The 15974-nt window shown below is 65.4% G+C and carries 17 protein-coding genes; 15 read left to right on the top strand and 2 right to left on the bottom strand.

The annotated features are described in order from the left end of the window. Positions 1–6 precede the first annotated feature (6 nt). Positions 7–663, top strand: coding sequence for an L-threonylcarbamoyladenylate synthase (locus AUCHE_RS01435; RefSeq protein WP_040321158.1), 657 nt, complete (start codon positions 7–9; stop codon positions 661–663). Positions 664–669: 6 nt separating this feature from the next. Here the strand turns inward: AUCHE_RS01435 and AUCHE_RS01430 are convergent, their stop codons facing one another. Next, positions 670–1425 carry a FadR/GntR family transcriptional regulator gene (locus AUCHE_RS01430; protein ID WP_006501474.1) on the bottom strand — a complete coding sequence of 252 codons (756 nt, stop codon included), beginning with the start codon at positions 1423–1425 and terminating at the stop codon, positions 670–672. Positions 1426–1695: 270 nt separating this feature from the next. Between AUCHE_RS01430 and AUCHE_RS01425 the strand changes: the two genes are divergently transcribed. The 14 genes from AUCHE_RS01425 (at position 1696) to atpD (ending at position 15463) form a co-directional block, all read left to right on the top strand. Beyond that, positions 1696–3360: an L-lactate permease gene (locus tag AUCHE_RS01425; RefSeq protein WP_006501473.1), complete on the top strand. Its 1665-nt coding sequence runs from the start codon at positions 1696–1698 to the stop codon at positions 3358–3360. 44 nt (positions 3361–3404) lie between these two features. Further along, positions 3405–4169 (top strand): (Fe-S)-binding protein, encoded by a 765-nt coding sequence (locus tag AUCHE_RS01420; protein ID WP_006501472.1) that lies wholly within the window; start codon positions 3405–3407, stop codon positions 4167–4169. Continuing rightward, positions 4166–5710: a LutB/LldF family L-lactate oxidation iron-sulfur protein gene (locus AUCHE_RS01415; protein WP_006501471.1), complete on the top strand. Its 1545-nt coding sequence runs from the start codon at positions 4166–4168 to the stop codon at positions 5708–5710. The genes AUCHE_RS01420 and AUCHE_RS01415 overlap by 4 nt, the downstream gene beginning before the upstream one ends. Next, a complete protein-coding gene (locus AUCHE_RS01410; RefSeq protein ID WP_006501470.1) occupies positions 5707–6378 on the top strand; it encodes a LutC/YkgG family protein in 672 nt (223 codons plus the stop codon). The genes AUCHE_RS01415 and AUCHE_RS01410 overlap by 4 nt, the downstream gene beginning before the upstream one ends. 165 nt (positions 6379–6543) lie before the next feature. Then, entirely contained in the window at positions 6544–7674 is a 1131-nt protein-coding gene (locus AUCHE_RS01405; protein ID WP_006501469.1) for a glycosyltransferase family 4 protein, read from the top strand. A gap of 109 nt (positions 7675–7783) precedes the next feature. Continuing rightward, positions 7784–8227 carry a hypothetical protein gene (locus tag AUCHE_RS01400; RefSeq protein ID WP_006501468.1) on the top strand — a complete coding sequence of 148 codons (444 nt, stop codon included), beginning with the start codon at positions 7784–7786 and terminating at the stop codon, positions 8225–8227. A gap of 19 nt (positions 8228–8246) precedes the next feature. After that, positions 8247–8495, top strand: a complete 249-nt coding sequence (locus AUCHE_RS01395) for a hypothetical protein (protein ID WP_006501467.1) — start codon at positions 8247–8249, stop codon at positions 8493–8495. A gap of 106 nt (positions 8496–8601) precedes the next feature. Next, positions 8602–9411 (top strand): F0F1 ATP synthase subunit A, encoded by an 810-nt coding sequence (atpB, locus tag AUCHE_RS01390; protein WP_006501466.1) that lies wholly within the window; start codon positions 8602–8604, stop codon positions 9409–9411. Positions 9412–9496: 85 nt separating this feature from the next. Then, positions 9497–9712, top strand: coding sequence for an ATP synthase subunit c family protein (locus tag AUCHE_RS01385; RefSeq protein WP_430732298.1), 216 nt, complete (start codon positions 9497–9499; stop codon positions 9710–9712). Between the two features lie 72 nt (positions 9713–9784). Then, a complete protein-coding gene (locus AUCHE_RS01380) occupies positions 9785–10408 on the top strand; it encodes a F0F1 ATP synthase subunit B (RefSeq protein ID WP_006501464.1) in 624 nt (207 codons plus the stop codon). Continuing rightward, positions 10408–11226, top strand: a complete 819-nt coding sequence (locus AUCHE_RS01375) for a F0F1 ATP synthase subunit delta (protein WP_006501463.1) — start codon at positions 10408–10410, stop codon at positions 11224–11226. Before AUCHE_RS01380 ends, AUCHE_RS01375 begins: the two co-directional genes overlap by 1 nt. A gap of 131 nt (positions 11227–11357) precedes the next feature. Continuing rightward, entirely contained in the window at positions 11358–12986 is a 1629-nt protein-coding gene (gene atpA, locus AUCHE_RS01370; protein ID WP_006501462.1) for a F0F1 ATP synthase subunit alpha, read from the top strand. Positions 12987–13082: 96 nt separating this feature from the next. Then, complete coding sequence (locus AUCHE_RS01365) at positions 13083–13982, top strand: F0F1 ATP synthase subunit gamma (protein WP_006501461.1); 900 nt, start codon at positions 13083–13085, stop codon at positions 13980–13982. A 20-nt stretch (positions 13983–14002) separates the two neighbouring features. Continuing rightward, positions 14003–15463, top strand: coding sequence for a F0F1 ATP synthase subunit beta (gene atpD / locus AUCHE_RS01360; protein WP_006501460.1), 1461 nt, complete (start codon positions 14003–14005; stop codon positions 15461–15463). 57 nt (positions 15464–15520) lie between these two features. Here the strand turns inward: atpD and AUCHE_RS16870 are convergent, their stop codons facing one another. Continuing rightward, entirely contained in the window at positions 15521–15967 is a 447-nt protein-coding gene (locus AUCHE_RS16870) for a serine O-acetyltransferase (protein ID WP_052024746.1), read from the bottom strand. Positions 15968–15974: the final 7 nt, after the last annotated feature.

Below are 15974 nucleotides of genomic sequence, written 5' to 3'. Positions count from 1 at the left end.
GTGGCCATGAGCCCCGTCATCGACTGCACCACCGAGGACGCCCGGGCGGAGGCCGTCGCTCGCGCAGCGGCGGCCGTCCGTGACGGGCGTCTGGTCGTCCTACCCACCGACACGGTCTACGGAATCGGTGCCGACGCCTTCAACGCTGCAGCGGTGACAGCGGTCCTGGCAGCCAAGGGCCGCGGGCGGGAAATGCCCCCTGCCGTCCTGGTGTCCTCCCCGCATACCGTCGACGGCCTGGCCACCGAGGTGCCCGGTTACGCCCGCCGGCTGATGGAGGCCTTCTGGCCCGGCTCGTTGACCCTGATCCTGCGAGCGCACGCCTCGTTGATGTGGGATCTGGGCGAGACCAATGGCACGGTGGGCCTGCGGATGCCCGATGACGCCGTCGCCCTGGCTTTGCTGTCCCAGACCGGGCCGATGGCGGTCAGCAGCGCGAATCGGTCGGGCGAGCCGCCTGCGGCGTCCGTTCTCGAGGCGGCGGCGATGTTCGGCCCGGCGGTGGAGATCTATCTCGACGGAGGGCCGGCCCGCGGGTCGGTGGCCTCGACCATCGTGGACTGTACGAGGGACGAACTCGTCGTCCTACGTCAGGGTGGTATTCCCGAGGCGGAGATCCGGCGGGTGGCGTCGGGGACCGGCCCGCGGTCCGCGGCGGGATGACTCTCCTCAGAGTCCTCGGGGGCGGCGCCAGCCCAGGGCTGAATAGGCGAACCTGATGTGGTCCTCCACGACGGCTGCGGCGGCGTCCTCGTCCTGCGCCGCGACGGCGAGGTAGATCCGGCGGTGCCCGTCGCGCAGATGGGCGACGAAGGTGTCCCAGTCCTCCATCGCCTGGAAGGACGTCAGGATCGGGATCCGCATGGATTCCCGGATGGCGATGGTCATATCGGCGACGAGAACATTCTCCCCGGCCGCGGCCAGGGTGACGTGGAAGTCGGTGTCGAGGTCGTTGAAGGCCGAACGGTCGGTGGCGGGGTCCTCCATCGCCTCGACGAGCCTGCGGAGTTCTGCGACATGTTTTTCCTGACGTGCGCGAGCGGCCAGCCGAGCGCTCCACCGTTCCAGCATGACGCGGGCCTCGATGACGTCGGACATCGGGAAGTTGGACAGAGCCACGTGCAGCCTGAGTACCCGGGAGAGTGCCTCGGTGGGCATGGCGCACACGATGGTCCCGCCGTCGCGGCCGACCCCGACCGAGGCTTTCAGCACGCCTTGTGATTCCAGGACGCGCAGTGCCTCTCTGACGGCTGCCCTGCTGACGCCGAGCTTGGTGGCCAGATCGCGTTCCGGAGGGAGTCGGTCGCCCACGTTCAGGGTGTCGTTCAGGATCTGTTCTTCGATGCGAGCGATGACTTCTTCGTAGGCGCGGGTCTTGGTGATCTTGCGCCAGGTCTGCTGATCGCCCGCAGGTCCGTCGTTCATGGGTTGCCTCTTCCGTTCCTTCGAGCGGGACGGCTATGGAGATATCACCTGCGACCGTACCGTTCTTCGGGGTTGGAACGCTGGAAGGCTCAAAGAATCCGCCCGAGCGTCGATGTCCAAGACATGGAACATTCTGCCGATGGAACGTGACCTTCGGACTGTTTACATGTCAGACTTTGGTCTTAATCTCGTATGGTCAGACCAATTGGCGGTCGGACCGCAGTCAGCGGGTCGCAATTCAGGGCGCCCTCGAAGGACAACGGAGTTCTCATGACCGTGCTCACCGGCTTTCAGCCGAGTACTGACCCGACCGGTAACCAGTTCCTCTCCGCGCTGGTCGCCATGATCCCCATCCTCGCCATGTTGATCACCTTGGGTGGTCTGCGTTGGCGGGCCCATTACGCAGGCCTGTTCTCCTGGGCACTCGCCTGTATCGTCGCGGTGGCCGTCTTCAAGATGCCGGTCGCCATGGTAGCCGCAACGAGTGCGGAGGGATTCCTCTACGGGATCTTCCCCATCGTCTGGATCCTGCTCGCCGCGATCTGGATGTACCAGGTCACCGTGATCTCGGGGCGTTTCGACGACCTGCGGCGCACTTTCTACTTGATCAGTGACGACACCCGTGTCCTGGGTCTGCTGATCGCCTTCTGCTTCGGTGGTTTGCTCGAGGCCCTGGCCGGCTTCGGCGCTCCGGTGGCGATCACCACGGTCATGTTGATCGCCATCGGCTTCTCTAAACTGCGCGCGGCGATCGTCGCTCTGCTGGCGAACACCGTCCCGGTGGCCTTCGGCGCCGTGGGCCTGCCGGTCCTCATGGCGGCGAAGACGGCGGACATGGACGTCTACCAGATCGCCCCGATCACCGGCCGTATCACCGCCATCCTGTGCATCGTCGTGCCCTTCCTGCTGCTCGCGGTCATGGACGGCAAGCACGGCGTGAAACAGTGCTGGCCCTTCGGTCTGGTCGTCGGTCTGACCTTCGGTATCACCAAATGGATCATCTCGGGATCGGCTCTCTACAACCTGACCGAGGTCTTCTCGGCCGTTGTTTCCGTCGTCGTGGCAATCGCCTTCACCCGGGTCTGGAAGCCGGTCGGTTCCGCCGAAGCACGTCCGCGGGTCGGTGCACCGCTGGTGCCCGAGGTGGAGGGTGAGCCGGTCGAGGCCCAGTCCACCGACGCCTCCGACCTGACCCGTCAGCGCATCTTCATGGCCGTCGTGCCCTACGTCCTGGTCATCGTGGTCTTCGCCATCGCCAACCTCGCGCCGGTCGCCAAGTTCGCCAAGTCCCTCGACGTGAAGATCCCCTGGCCGGTCCTGTCCGGGCAGCTCTTGGACAGCGTCGGCAAGGCCTCCTCGCACCAGACCTACACCTTCTCCTGGGCCTCGACTCCGGGCATCCTGTTGGCCTTCGTGGCCATCCTGGTCGGTCTGATCTACAAGGTCTCCATGAAGGACCTCTTCGGTGAGCTGGTCGTCAACGCCAAGAAGATGAAGTTCACCGTGCTCACCATCGGTTCCGTGGTGGCTCTGGCCTACGTGATGGGCGACTCCGGCCAGACCTTGGCCCTGGGCATGTGGATCGCCGGCGCCGGCGCGGTGTACCCCTTCCTCGCCCCGATCCTGGGTTGGATCGGCACCTATGTCACCGGCTCCGACACGAGCGCCAACATCCTGTTCTCTGGCCTGCAGGCAGGTGTCGGTGACCAGATCGGTCACAAGGCGCTCCTCGTGGGGTCGAACGCCGCCGGTGGTGTCGTCGGAAAGATGATCTCCCCGCAGAGCCTCGCCATCGCCGCGACCGCGATGAGCCTGGCCGGGTCCGAGTCGACGGTGCTCCGCAAGGTCATCGGGTGGAGCCTGGGGCTCCTCGTCGTGCTCTGCCTGGTCTCCGGCCTCATGTCGACGCCGGTCCTGGCCTGGGTTCTCCCCTGATTTTTCACTGGCCGGTTCTCGGCCGTTGATCGCAAGGAGTCGCTATGAACAGCAAACCGGGCGAGGGCAAAAAAGTAGCCCTGTTCGCCACCTGTGCTGGGGATGCCATGTTCCCGGCCACGCCCAAAGCCGTGCTCTCCGTCCTGGAGCGCCTCGGCTGTGAGGTCGAGTTCCCGGAGAAGCAGACCTGCTGCGGGCAGGCCTTCACCAACACCGGGTACTTCGACGAGACCATCCCGGTGGTCCGTAACTTCGTGGACACCTTCGGGAAGTACGACTACATCGTGGCACCCTCCGGCTCCTGCGTCGGATCGGTCCGTGAGCAGCACCCGATGCTGGCCGAGCACGCCGATGACACAGGTCTGCAGGCCGAGGTCGCCGAGATCGTGCGACGCACCTACGACATCAGCGAGTTCATCATCGACGTCCTGGGCGTCGAGGACGTGGGCGCCTACTTCCCGCACAAGGTGACCTATCACCCCACCTGTCACTCCACCCGGGTGGCGAAGGTGGGCGACAAGCCCTACCGGCTGCTGAAGGCGGTCAAGGGGCTGACCCTCCTGGAACTGCCCGACGAGGACCGCTGCTGCGGATTCGGCGGCACCTTCTCCATGAAGAACCCCGACGTCTCCGTGGCGATGGCCTCGGACAAGGCCCGTCACGTGGCCTCGACGGGCGCCGAGTACCTGGTGACCGGTGACAACCTCTGCCTGCTGAACATCTCCGGTGTGCTGGGCCGTCAGAACTCGGGGATCAAGCCCATCCACCTGATCGAGATCCTGGCGCAGACCGAAGGAGTGCCGGCATGAGCGAGCGCCGTACCCCCGCCCCGCCTGCTGGCGACCTGATCGACTCGCCGCGGTTCCCGATCGCTGCCCGGCGCGAGCTGTCCAACCCCGTCCAGCGCGGCAACCTGCACCATGCGATGACCACGATCCGCGCCAAGCGTGGCCGCGTCGTGGGTGAGCTCGACAACTGGGAAGAGCTCCGCAAAGCCGGGGAGGCGATCAAGAACCGGACCCTGCGCCACCTCGACACCTACCTGCTGCAGCTCGAGGAGTCGTTGACCCGGGCCGGCACCCAGGTCCACTGGGCGCGGGACGCCAAGGAGGCCAACGAGATCATCGTGCGGCTGACGAAGGCTGCCCTGGCCCGCCACGGGGTCGCCGACGAGGTCTCCGAGGTCGTCAAGGTCAAGTCGATGGCCACCCAGGAAATCGACATGAACGAGGCCTTGGAAGAGGCCGGGGTCGCGGCCTGGGAGACCGACCTGGCCGAGCTGATCGTCCAGCTGGGTCACGACCGTCCCAGCCACATCCTGGTCCCGGCCATCCACCGGAACCGGGCCGAGGTCCGGGAGATCTTCCTGGAGGAGATGGGCCGTTACGGCAAGGCGGCTCCCGCGGACCTTCCCGCGGAGCCTCCCCAGCTGGCCGGCGCGGCACGTCTGCACCTGCGGGAGAAGTTCCTGCGCGCCAAGGTGGCGATCTCCGGCGCGAACTTCGCCGTGGCGGAGACCGGGACGCTGACCGTGGTCGAGTCGGAGGGGAACGGCCGGATGTGCCTGACCCTTCCGGAGACCCTGATCTCCGTGGTCGGGATCGAGAAGGTCGTCCCGACCTTCGACGACCTGGAGGTCTTCCTCCAGCTGCTGCCGCGTAGCTCCACCGGTGAGCGGATGAACCCGTACACCTCGCTGTGGACCGGCCCCACCGAGGGCGACGGACCGCAGGAGATGCACGTCGTCCTGATCGACAACGGCCGGACCAAGGTGCTCTCCGACCCGGAGGGTCGCCAGGCACTGCGGTGCATCCGGTGCTCGGCCTGCATCAACGTCTGCCCGGTCTACGAAAAGGTCGGTGGACACGCCTACGGTTCGGTATATCCCGGGCCGATCGGTTCGATCCTCACCCCGCAGCTGCGGGGGACGGGGAGCGCCGTGGACAAGTCGTTGCCCTTCGCCTCGACCCTGTGCGGGGCCTGCTTCGACGTCTGCCCGGTGCGCATTCCCATCCCCGATCTTCTGGTGCACATGCGCAACAAGGTCGTGGAGGCCAAGAAGACCGAGGCCAAGCAGTCGAGTGTCTTCAAGCGGATGACACATCCGCATGCCGAGCCGGCGATGATGAAGGCGGGGGCCTGGATGATGGCCGACTCCCGTCGTTGGGCCGCTGCTACCGCAGGAGTGGGCCTGTCCGGCAAGGTGATGGGGCTGGGCAAGGGCGTCGACCATCTGGGCCCGTTGCCCTACCCGTTGTCGAAGTGGACCAATGCGCGGAATGTCCCGGCGCCACCGAAGGAATCCTTCCGGAGCTGGTGGAAGCGCGAACGTGAAGGACAGGGACGATGAGCGGGATGGGTTCGATGTCTGCGAAGGAAGAGATTCTCGGTCGTATCCGCACCGCGCTGGCCGATGTCCCGCCGGTGGACCATGAGGTCGACAGCCCCGTCGACTGGCGGTACCACCAGGTGACCGCGATGCCCGATGTCCTGGACCGGTTCGTGGAACGGGTCGAGGACTACAAGGCGGAGGTCGTGCGGACGGACGCGGCCGGCGTCTCCCGCGAGATCGCGCGTGCGCTCACTCAGCTGGGTGCCGAGTCGGTCGTTCTGCCCTCCGGGCTGGACCCGGCCTGGCGACTGGCCGTGGTCGGCGCGGGGATGCACATCCTTTCCGACGAGCCGCCGCTCACCCAGCGCCAGCTGGACGAGACGAACGCCGTGGTGACGGCTGCGGCCGTTGGCGTGGCCGAGACCGGCACGATCATGCTCGACCACGGTGCCGACCAGGGCCGTCGTGCTCTTTCCCTGGTACCGGACATCCACATCTGCGTGGTCCGGGCTGACCAGGTCGTCTCCGATGTCCCCGAGGCCGTCGAACGACTGGGTGACTCGGTCCGGGCCGGACGTCCGGCCACCTGGATCAGTGGTCCGAGCGCCACCAGTGACATCGAGCTCTCCCGGGTCGAGGGTGTCCACGGCCCGCGGACGCTCTACGTCATCCTGCAGGAGGGCTGACCTGCTGGACGCCGGGACCGGGGCCCTGCGGTGCAAGAGCGCCGCTGGGCCCCGGTCCTCTTGCTCGGCAAGGACTCTCGTGGTGGAGGTCGGCCGGTGTGCTTTTCGGCTCCCGAGCCGCCTAGAGTTGACCAAAAGTACTGTCATGACTGAAGGGCGGAGGGCGTGCGCGAATACTTCCTGGTGTTCGCCGTGGCGCTGGTGGTGACCTTCGCGGTGACACCCGCAGTGCGTTGGTCGGCTATCCGCCTCGGCGCGATCACCCCGGTGCGCGACCGAGATGTGCACAAGACCCCGATCCCTCGAATGGGTGGGGTGGCCATTCTCATCGGCTTCCTGTCTGCTGTCGCGGTCGGTAGCCAGCTCCCGCATCTGCACTGCATCATCCGTACCGATCCGGTCGCTTGCGGCCCGGGCAGCGCCGGGGAGATCAAGGGCATCGTGATCGGAGCGATCCTGATCACTCTGGTGGGGGCCATCGACGACGTCCGGGAACTGGACTGGCTCACCAAACTGTCCGGTCAGATCATCGCCGGGGGGGTGATGGCCTATTCGGGGGTGCAGTTGCTCTCCCTGCCCATCCTGGGGGTGACAGTGCTGCCTTCGCCGGTGCTCGTGGTGCTGACCATCGGTATCGTCCTGGTGACGACGAATGCGGTGAACTTCGTCGACGGTCTGGACGGGCTCGCGGCAGGGATCGTCGCTGTCGCGGCTTTCTCGTTCTTCCTCTACGTCTACGGGGTGTCCTATCGGTACAACCCGCCGAATGTGTTCTCCACGGCGACTTTCGTCAGTGCTGCGACGGTGGGTTGTTGCGCAGGCTTCCTGCCCCACAATTTCCATCCGGCGCGTTTGTTCATGGGGGATGCCGGGGCCTTGTTGCTGGGGTTGCTGATGGCGGCGACCACCATCACCTTCATCGGTAACGTCGATCCGGCGGTACCGACCTCGGGGAACGAGCAGTTGGCCATGTACCTGCCGATCCTGCTTCCCCTGGCGGTGATCGTCATCCCGTTGCTGGACATGACCTTGGCGGTGATCAGACGCACCAGGCGGGGGCAGAGCCCGTGGTCGCCGGACGCGCAGCATCTGCAGCACCAACTGTTAGGCCTGGGGCACAGCCATATGGGTGCGGTGTTGCTGCTCTATCTGTGGGCAGGGATCGTGGCTTTCGGGGCGGTGGCCCTGGCCTATGTCGAAGGGCCAGTTCCCTTGTTCCTCATCGCCGGTGCCATGGCCGGGGCCTTGTGGTTGACCGGGCGTTTCCCGAAGTGGTTGGAGCACAAACGCTTGTGATAGCTTTCACAAGCCGTGAGGGGTTCGGCATGCTCCTGCGTTCTCCTCGGTGGTTCCTGCCTGTGGCAGGATGGCAACGTCGCCCCACGAGTGAGGACTGGCAGACCCCATGACCGTAGCGCGTGTCGCACGATCGGTGTTCTCACCGGGTCGCGTCGTGCTCATCTGGGGTGCTCTCGCGTCAACGCTGGTCGGTCTGGTGGGCGCGACGGCCGGTTTTCTCGTGGCCGGTGTCGACGAGGCGATCAGTGCAGCAGCAGGGACCCTGCTGGTGGCAGCATTCTTCGCCAGCGGAGCCCTCGCGTTGGAGATCATTCTCAAGTATGCGGAATCCCTCGCTCTCATGGGAGCTTTGGCTGTTTACGGCACACAGGTGAGTGTGCTCTACGGCCTCTATGACACACTCGACCACTCCTGGTGGTTGAGGGGGAAGTGGTTCGCCGCAGCTGCTCTGGTAGAAGTTGTCGTGTGGCAGTGCATGCACGTCCTCGCCGTGCTGAAGACACGGACCCTGATCTACTCCGTGCCGCTGCCTACCGTCGAGTCGCGTTGAGGGGAGTTGAGGGGAGGGGATGACCATGGTCCGACAGTCATCGAGTGCCGATGACCACGGCACGACATCGATCTCGGGAGAAACGCTTCCTGCCCGGGACGACGCCTCCGCGATCCTCTCCTATCTCTTCTCCGGGCCGTTGACCTTCGGGGGGATGGGATACGGCCTCGACTACTGGCTGGGCACGAATTTCATCGTGGCGATCGGGATTCTTCTGGGCATCGCTATGAGCATTTACGTCATCTGGCTCCGGTACGGTGGCAGTTGACTGCACTGACTGATGTGCGGTCCTCCGGCCGCGTCTGCCTTTGCCGTTCCCTGGGCGTGCACACTCCCGCGCGAGTCGAAGCACGTGTGATCCTCAAGGAGATGAAGTGGTCCTGAGCGCCATGATCCCCCTCGCCGGGCGTGTCGCTGCGGAAGCTGGCACGTTCACGCCTCCCTCGCCCTACGACTTCTGGCAGCCGCTGTGGACGGTCGGTGGTGTCACCATCACCCGTCCCATGGTGGTCATGCTGGTGGCCTTCCTCGCGCTCATCGGTTGGATGTCCTACGCCCTGAAAGGGGCGCAGACGGTTCCGACGCGTCGTCAGCACCGGTTCGAGATGGTCTACGACTTCGTCCGCAATGACATCGCGAAGGACATGATCGGCAGCAAGGACCTGGTCCGGTTCATGCCGTTGATCTTCGCCTTGTTCACCTTTATCGCCTTGAACAACTTCATGGCGATCATCCCGTTCTTCCAGAACCCCCCGATGGCGAGGATCGCCTTTCCGATCGGTCTGGTCGCTATCGTGTACATCGCCTATCACTATGCGGGTATCAAGAAGCACGGACTGGTGGGTTATTTCGGTCTGCTCATTCCCCCGGGTCTGCCGTTCATCATGAGGTTCTTCATCGCCCCGCTGGAATTCATCTCCAACTTCATCGTGCGTCCGCTGACGCTGACTCTGCGACTCTTCGGCAACATGATGGCCGGTCACATGGTCCTGGTGCTTTTCATCCTCGGTGGTGAAGTCCTGCTCCTCCATGGTGACGGACTTCTCAAACTCGCCGGTGTCGCTTCTTTCGGAATGGGTGTCCTGATGACACTCTTCGAGCTGCTGGTGCAATTCCTGCAGGCCTATGTCTTCGCTCTGCTCGCAGCGTCGTACATCGGTTCCTCCCTCGCGGACGAACACTGATCGCAGCGCTGTCGGTAAAAACTGAACATATCCCTCGAACGCCGGGGGCAGTCGCTCCCCGGTTCACGCCCAGAAAAGGACACGCATCATCATGACCGGCACCATGAACCTCGTTGGCTATGGCATCTCCACCATCGGCCCGGCCCTTGCCATCGGTCTCATCTTCGCCGCACTGATCAACGGGATCGCCCGCCAGCCCGAGGCCAAGAGCGCCCTCATGCCCGTCGCGATCATCGGCTTCGCGGTGGCCGAGGCCCTGGCCATCCTGGGCTTCGTCGCGCTGTTCATCTTCAGGTCCTGACCCACCCGCGGTCGCACTCCGCCCCCGGCCGCAGCCACGCGTCGGGGTACAGCCTGTTCATAGGAGATTTCCGTGCAACTCAGCCTGATACATCAGGTCGTGGCCCTCGCACCCATGGCAGGTGGGGGCGGCGGCGACGACGGACAGGGATCGTCGATCCTGCCGCACACCGGCGAGCTCGTCTTCGGACTCGTCCTCTTCCTGATCTTCCTGATCTACATCTGGAAGAAGGTCGTCCCGACCATCGAAGGCATCTACCAGCAACGGACCGAGGCCATCGAAGGCGACATGGGGCGCGCCGAAAAGGCCCTGGCCGAAGCCGAGGCCCTGAAGGCACAGTACGAACAGCAGCTGTCCGAAGCCCGGACCGAAGCAGCTCGGGTCCGTGAGGAAGCCCGCGAGCAGGGGGCAGCCATCATCGCGGAGATGCGCGACCAGGCCCAGGTGGAAGCGGCACGCATCCTGGAGAACGCCCAGCGCCAGATCGAAGCCGAGCGCAACCAGGCCATGCAACAGCTCCGAGGCGACGTCGGACAGCTCTCCACCGACCTGGCCAGCAGGATCGTCGGGGAATCCCTGCACGACGAGATTCGGCAACGGGGCATCGTCGAGCGGTTCATCAGCGAGCTCGAGGCCGGTCGGATCGAGCCGACCACGGCCTCCTCCGGCGACGGCCACGCACCGCGGGACGTCTGATGGAAGGGTCCTCCCGCGGCGCTTGGAAAGCTGCCCTCGACACCGCGCACGAGATCGAGCGCCGACGGACCGTCGACCTGCGGTCCCTGGCCGGAGATCTGTTCGCGGTCAGTGAGGCTCTCTCCGGGGAAGCCCGCCTGCGTCGAGCCTTCGCCGACCCTTCCCGGGACGCCTGGCCCAAACGTGAACTCGCGACCCAGATCCTCGGTGGACAGATCTCCACCGAGGCGCTGAACATCGTGAACAGCGTGGTCAGCGGACGTTGGAACTCCGACCAGGACCTGGTCGACGCCCTCGAACGGATCGGCGTCGACATGATCTTCGCCGCCGTGGAGAGCGAAGGACGTCTTCCCCAGCTGGAGGACGAACTCTTCGAGGTCGAACAGCTGGTGCAGCGCGAACGCGAACTCGGGGACTTCCTCGGACGTCGGGATGTCGAGAAGACACCCAAGGCCGAACTGCTGGAGAGGCTGCTCGCCGGCCACATCTCGCGGGACGCCCTGTGGCTGTCGACCCGACCCGTCCTCAACCCCCGAGGACGTAAGTACTCCGCGGCGATCTGGCGGCAACTCGCCATCGCGGCGGAGCGGCGGCGGCAGATCACCGCGATCGTGACCTCGGCGATCCCGCTCGACAAAGAACAGAAGAACCGGATCGAGTCGGCCTTGGCCCGCACCTACGGACGCGCGGTCAACGCCAACCTGGTCGTCGACCCGGACGTCCTCGGCGGCGTGCACATCCGGGTGGGCGACGATGTCATCGACGGAAGCATCCTGAGAAGGCTCGACGATGTCCGTCGAGCTGTGAGCACCACATAATTCCGCCGGTCCGGCCGCTGAACGCACCCGGACCGGACCACCGCACCACGCCGCGAGTCGGCACCGAAGCATCCCGACACTCGGCCCCTTTCGAACAGGCCGGGCTGCAGACGAGGAAGAAGAGAGAGACGATGGCGGAGCTCACCATCCGTCCGGAGAAGATCCGGGACGCACTGAACTCCTTTGTTCAGTCCTACGAGCCCGACGCGGCCACACGTGAAGAGGTCGGTCGGGTCACCGATGCCGGGGACGGCATCGCCCACGTCGAGGGGCTACCCTCCGCGATGACCAACGAGCTGCTCCAGTTCGAGGACGGAACCCTCGGCCTCGCGCTCAACCTCGACGTCCACGAGATCGGTGTCGTCATCCTCGGTGACTTCTCCGGTATCGAAGAGGGGCAGACCGTCAAGCGCACCGGAGAGGTCCTCTCCGTACCGGTGGGGGACAGCTACCTCGGCCGCGTGGTCGACCCGCTGGGCACACCGATCGACGGACTGGGCGAGATCAAGGCCGAAGGCCGCCGTGAGCTCGAGCTCCAGGCACCCAACGTCATGCAGCGCAAGTCGGTCCACGAACCGCTGCAGACCGGCATCAAGGCCGTCGACTCGATGATCCCGATCGGCCGCGGACAGCGCCAGCTGATCATCGGTGACCGGCAGACCGGCAAGACCACGGTCGCCGTCGACACGATCATCAACCAGAAGGCCAACTGGGAGAGCGGCGACATCGACAAGCAGGTGCGCTGCATCTACGTCGCCATCGGTCAGAAGGGCTCCACGATCGCGTCCGTCAAGGGCACCCTCGAGGAAGCCGGTGCGATGGAGTACACCACCATCGTCGCCGCCCCGGCCTCCGACGCGGCCGGTTTCAAGTACCTCGCGCCGTACACCGGGTCGGCCATCGGCCAGCACTGGATGTACCAGGGCAAGCACGTCCTGATCATCTTCGACGACCTGTCCAAGCAGGCTGAGGCCTACCGGGCCGTCTCCCTGCTGCTGCGTCGCCCGCCGGGCCGCGAAGCTTACCCCGGTGACGTCTTCTACCTGCACAGCCGCCTGCTCGAGCGCTGCGCGAAACTGTCCGACGAGATGGGTGCCGGGTCGATGACCGGTCTGCCCATCATCGAGACCAAGGCTGGCGACGTCTCGGCGTACATCCCCACCAACGTCATCTCCATCACCGACGGCCAGATCTACCTCCAGGCAGACCTCTTCAACGCCAACGTCCGCCCGGCGATCGACGTGGGTGTCTCCGTGTCCCGAGTCGGTGGCTCCGCCCAGATCAAGGCGATGAAAGAGGTCGCCGGCCGTCTCAAGCTGGATCTCGCGCAGTTCCGCGCCATGGAAGCCTTCGCGATGTTCGCCTCCGACCTCGACGCGGCATCCAAGGCCCAGCTGGCCCGAGGTGCTCGCCTGGTCGAACTGCTCAAGCAGCCCCAGTCCTCCCCCTACCCGGTCGAGGAGCAGGTCGTCTCCGTGTGGGCCGGTACCACCGGGAAACTCGACGACGTCGAAGTGGAGGACGTCCGGCGGTTCGAGAGCGAATTCCTCGAGTTCATGCGGCGAGAGAACAACGGGATCCTGCAGTCGATCCGAGAGAGCAAGAAACTCGGGGACGACGCCAAGCAGAGCCTCGAGGAAGCGATGAAGTCCTTCAAACGGGACTTCCGTACCAGCAGCGGAACGCTGATCGCCGACGAGCCCGTCGAAGCACTCGAGCACGACAACCAGGACCAGGAACGGATCGTCCGCAAGCGCTGACCGGACCGGGCCGACACCACCTCGGTGGTCTCGGCCCGGAACGGCGGGGCCAACTTCACCCACGACTATCGTTAGATCAAGGAGAGGCGGAAAGATATGGGAGCGCAGATCCGGGAATACCGGCAGCGCATCCGCTCCGTCAAGGCGACGCAGAAAATCACGAAGGCCATGGAGCTCATGGCTGCCTCGCGGGTGATCAAAGCACGTCAGCGGGTGGAGGAGACGACACCGTACGCCGTCGCGATCACCGAAGCACTCGGCGCCGTCGCGAGCCACTCGGACGCAGAACACCCGCTCACCACCGAGGTCGAGCACCCGCGCCGCGCCGCCGTGCTCATCATCGCGAGCAATCAGGGCCTCGCCGGCGGATATATCTCCTCGGTGCTGAAGGAGAGCGAGCGACTGGTCGAGAAGCTCCGGAGCGAAGGCAAGGAGGTCATCCCCTTCCTCGTCGGCCGGAAGACGATCTCCTTCTACCGTTTCCGGCACCGCGAGTACGCCGCCAGCTGGGACGGCTCGACGGACAACCCGACCTTCGAGACCGCCAAGGAGATCAGCGACCGCATCCTCCAGGAGTTCCTGGCCCCCGAGGGCAACCGCGTCGACGAGGTCCACATCGTCTACACGCAGTTCCGCACGATGGTCACCCAGGTGCCACGGGCCCTACGGCTGCTGCCCATCGAGGTGGTCGACGAACACGTCGAGGAGACCGGCCACCGCAGGATGCTCCCGCTGTACGAATTCGAACCCTCCACCGAGGACGTGCTCGACGCGATCCTGCCGCAGTACGTGACCCACCGCGTCTTCAACTGCCTGCTGCAGTCCGCCGCATCCGAACTGGCGGCCCGTCAGCGGGCGATGAAATCGGCCACCGACAACGCCGACGAACTCATCAAGACGTACACCCGGCTGGCCAATCAGGCCCGTCAGGCCCAGATCACTCAAGAGATCAGCGAGATCGTGGGCGGCGCCAACGCCCTCGCGGACGCAAAGTAAAGACACGAGGAGCATCTCCCATGAGCACTGCCTTTGCCGAGCCCCAGTCGGCTCAGCCTGCCCACGGCGGACAGGGGCGCCTGTCCCGCATCATCGGCCCGGTCGTCGACGTGGAATTCCCCGCCGACCAGATGCCCGACATCTACAACCTCCTCACCGTCGAGGTCGAGGTGTCCGGCGAACGCAAGAAACTGAACCTCGAGGTCGCCCAGCACATCGGCGACAACATGGTGCGTGCGATCTCGCTGCAGCCCACCGACGGCCTGGTGCGCGGGACGACGGTGCAGGACACCGGCGGACCGATCTCCGTCCCGGTCGGTGATGTCACCCTCGGCAAGGTCTTCAACGCCACCGGTGACTGCCTCAACCTGGAGGGCGACGGACAGCTCGAGGCCCACGAGCGGTGGGGGATCCACCGCCAGGCGCCGCCCTTCGACCAGCTGGAGTCCAAGACCCAGATGTTCGAGACCGGCATCAAGGTCATCGACCTGCTCACCCCGTACGTGCAAGGTGGCAAGATCGGCCTCTTCGGTGGTGCGGGCGTCGGCAAGACCGTCCTCATCCAGGAGATGATCGCCCGCGTGGCGCGCGACCACGGTGGTGTGTCGGTCTTCGCCGGCGTCGGCGAGCGCACCCGTGAGGGCAACGACCTCATCGTCGAGATGGAGGAGGCCGGCGTCCTCGGGCAGACCGCCCTCGTCTTCGGCCAGATGGACGAGCCGCCGGGCACCCGTCTGCGCGTCGCCCTCTCCGCCCTCACGATGGCGGAGTACTTCCGCGACGTGCAGAAGCAGGACGTGCTCCTCTTCATCGACAACATCTTCCGGTTCACGCAGGCCGGTTCCGAGGTCTCCACGCTGCTCGGCCGCATGCCGTCCGCCGTGGGTTACCAGCCGACCCTCGCCGACGAGATGGGCGTCCTCCAGGAGCGCATCACGTCGACGCGCGGTCACTCGATCACCTCGATGCAGGCGATCTACGTGCCCGCCGACGACTACACCGACCCGGCGCCGGCGACCACCTTCGCCCACCTGGACGCGACCACCGAGTTGTCCCGCGAGATCGCCTCGCTCGGTATCTACCCCGCGGTGGACCCGCTGACCTCCACGAGCCGTATCCTCGACCCGCGGTACGTCAGCAAGGAGCACTACGAGACCGCGGTCCGGGTGCGCCAGATCCTGCAGCGCAACAAGGAGCTGCAGGACATCATCGCGATCCTCGGTATCGACGAGCTCTCCGAAGAGGACAAGATCCTCGTCAACCGGGCCCGTCGTATTCAGCGCTTCCTGTCGCAGAACACCTATGTCGCCAAGCAGTTCACCGGCATCGAGGGTTCGACGGTGCCGCTGGCCGACACGATCGAGGCCTTCACCAAGATCGCCGACGGCGACTACGACACCGTCCCCGAGCAGGCCTTCTTCATGTGCGGTGGCCTCGACGACGTCGAGCGCCAGGCACGCGAGATCGAGAAGAACAGCTGAAAAGACAAGACAGCACCGTTGTCTGAGGGTGCCGGGCGGGAACACCGCCCGGCACCCTCAGCGGTCATGTCGGACCGGGGCCGCCGGGACACCCACATAGGTATGTCCGGGCAGGGTGTTCCGGACGACCACGGCATTGGCCCCGATCTTCGTCCTGGAGGCCACCGTGATCGGTCCCAGCACCCGGGCCCCCGTCCCGATCAGGACATCGTCCTCGACACGAGGTGCCGGCAGAGTGTTGGTCATCCCGACCGTGACGTGGTGGTAGAGCACGAGATTCGAACCCAGGACGCATGAGGGGTGCAGGATGACGCCCCTGGCCGCATGAGGGATCCGCACGCCCGGGCCACAGACCACCTGTGAGGGGAGCTCCGCGCCGAGAAGACCTCGTATCCAGAGGATGTCGCCGACCCGTACGATTCGGCGCAGGAGGAAGGCCGGGATGCCCGGACGCCCGCACAATGCCTGGCCCGAACGCCAGATGAGCAGGGTGATCCGTTGCATAGGAAAA

The organism is Austwickia chelonae NBRC 105200 (assembly GCF_000298175.1).
Taxonomy (GTDB): domain Bacteria; phylum Actinomycetota; class Actinomycetes; order Actinomycetales; family Dermatophilaceae; genus Austwickia; species Austwickia chelonae.
Note: the sequence above shows the minus strand (reverse complement) of the source record. Positions and strands in the feature narration are given on the sequence as shown.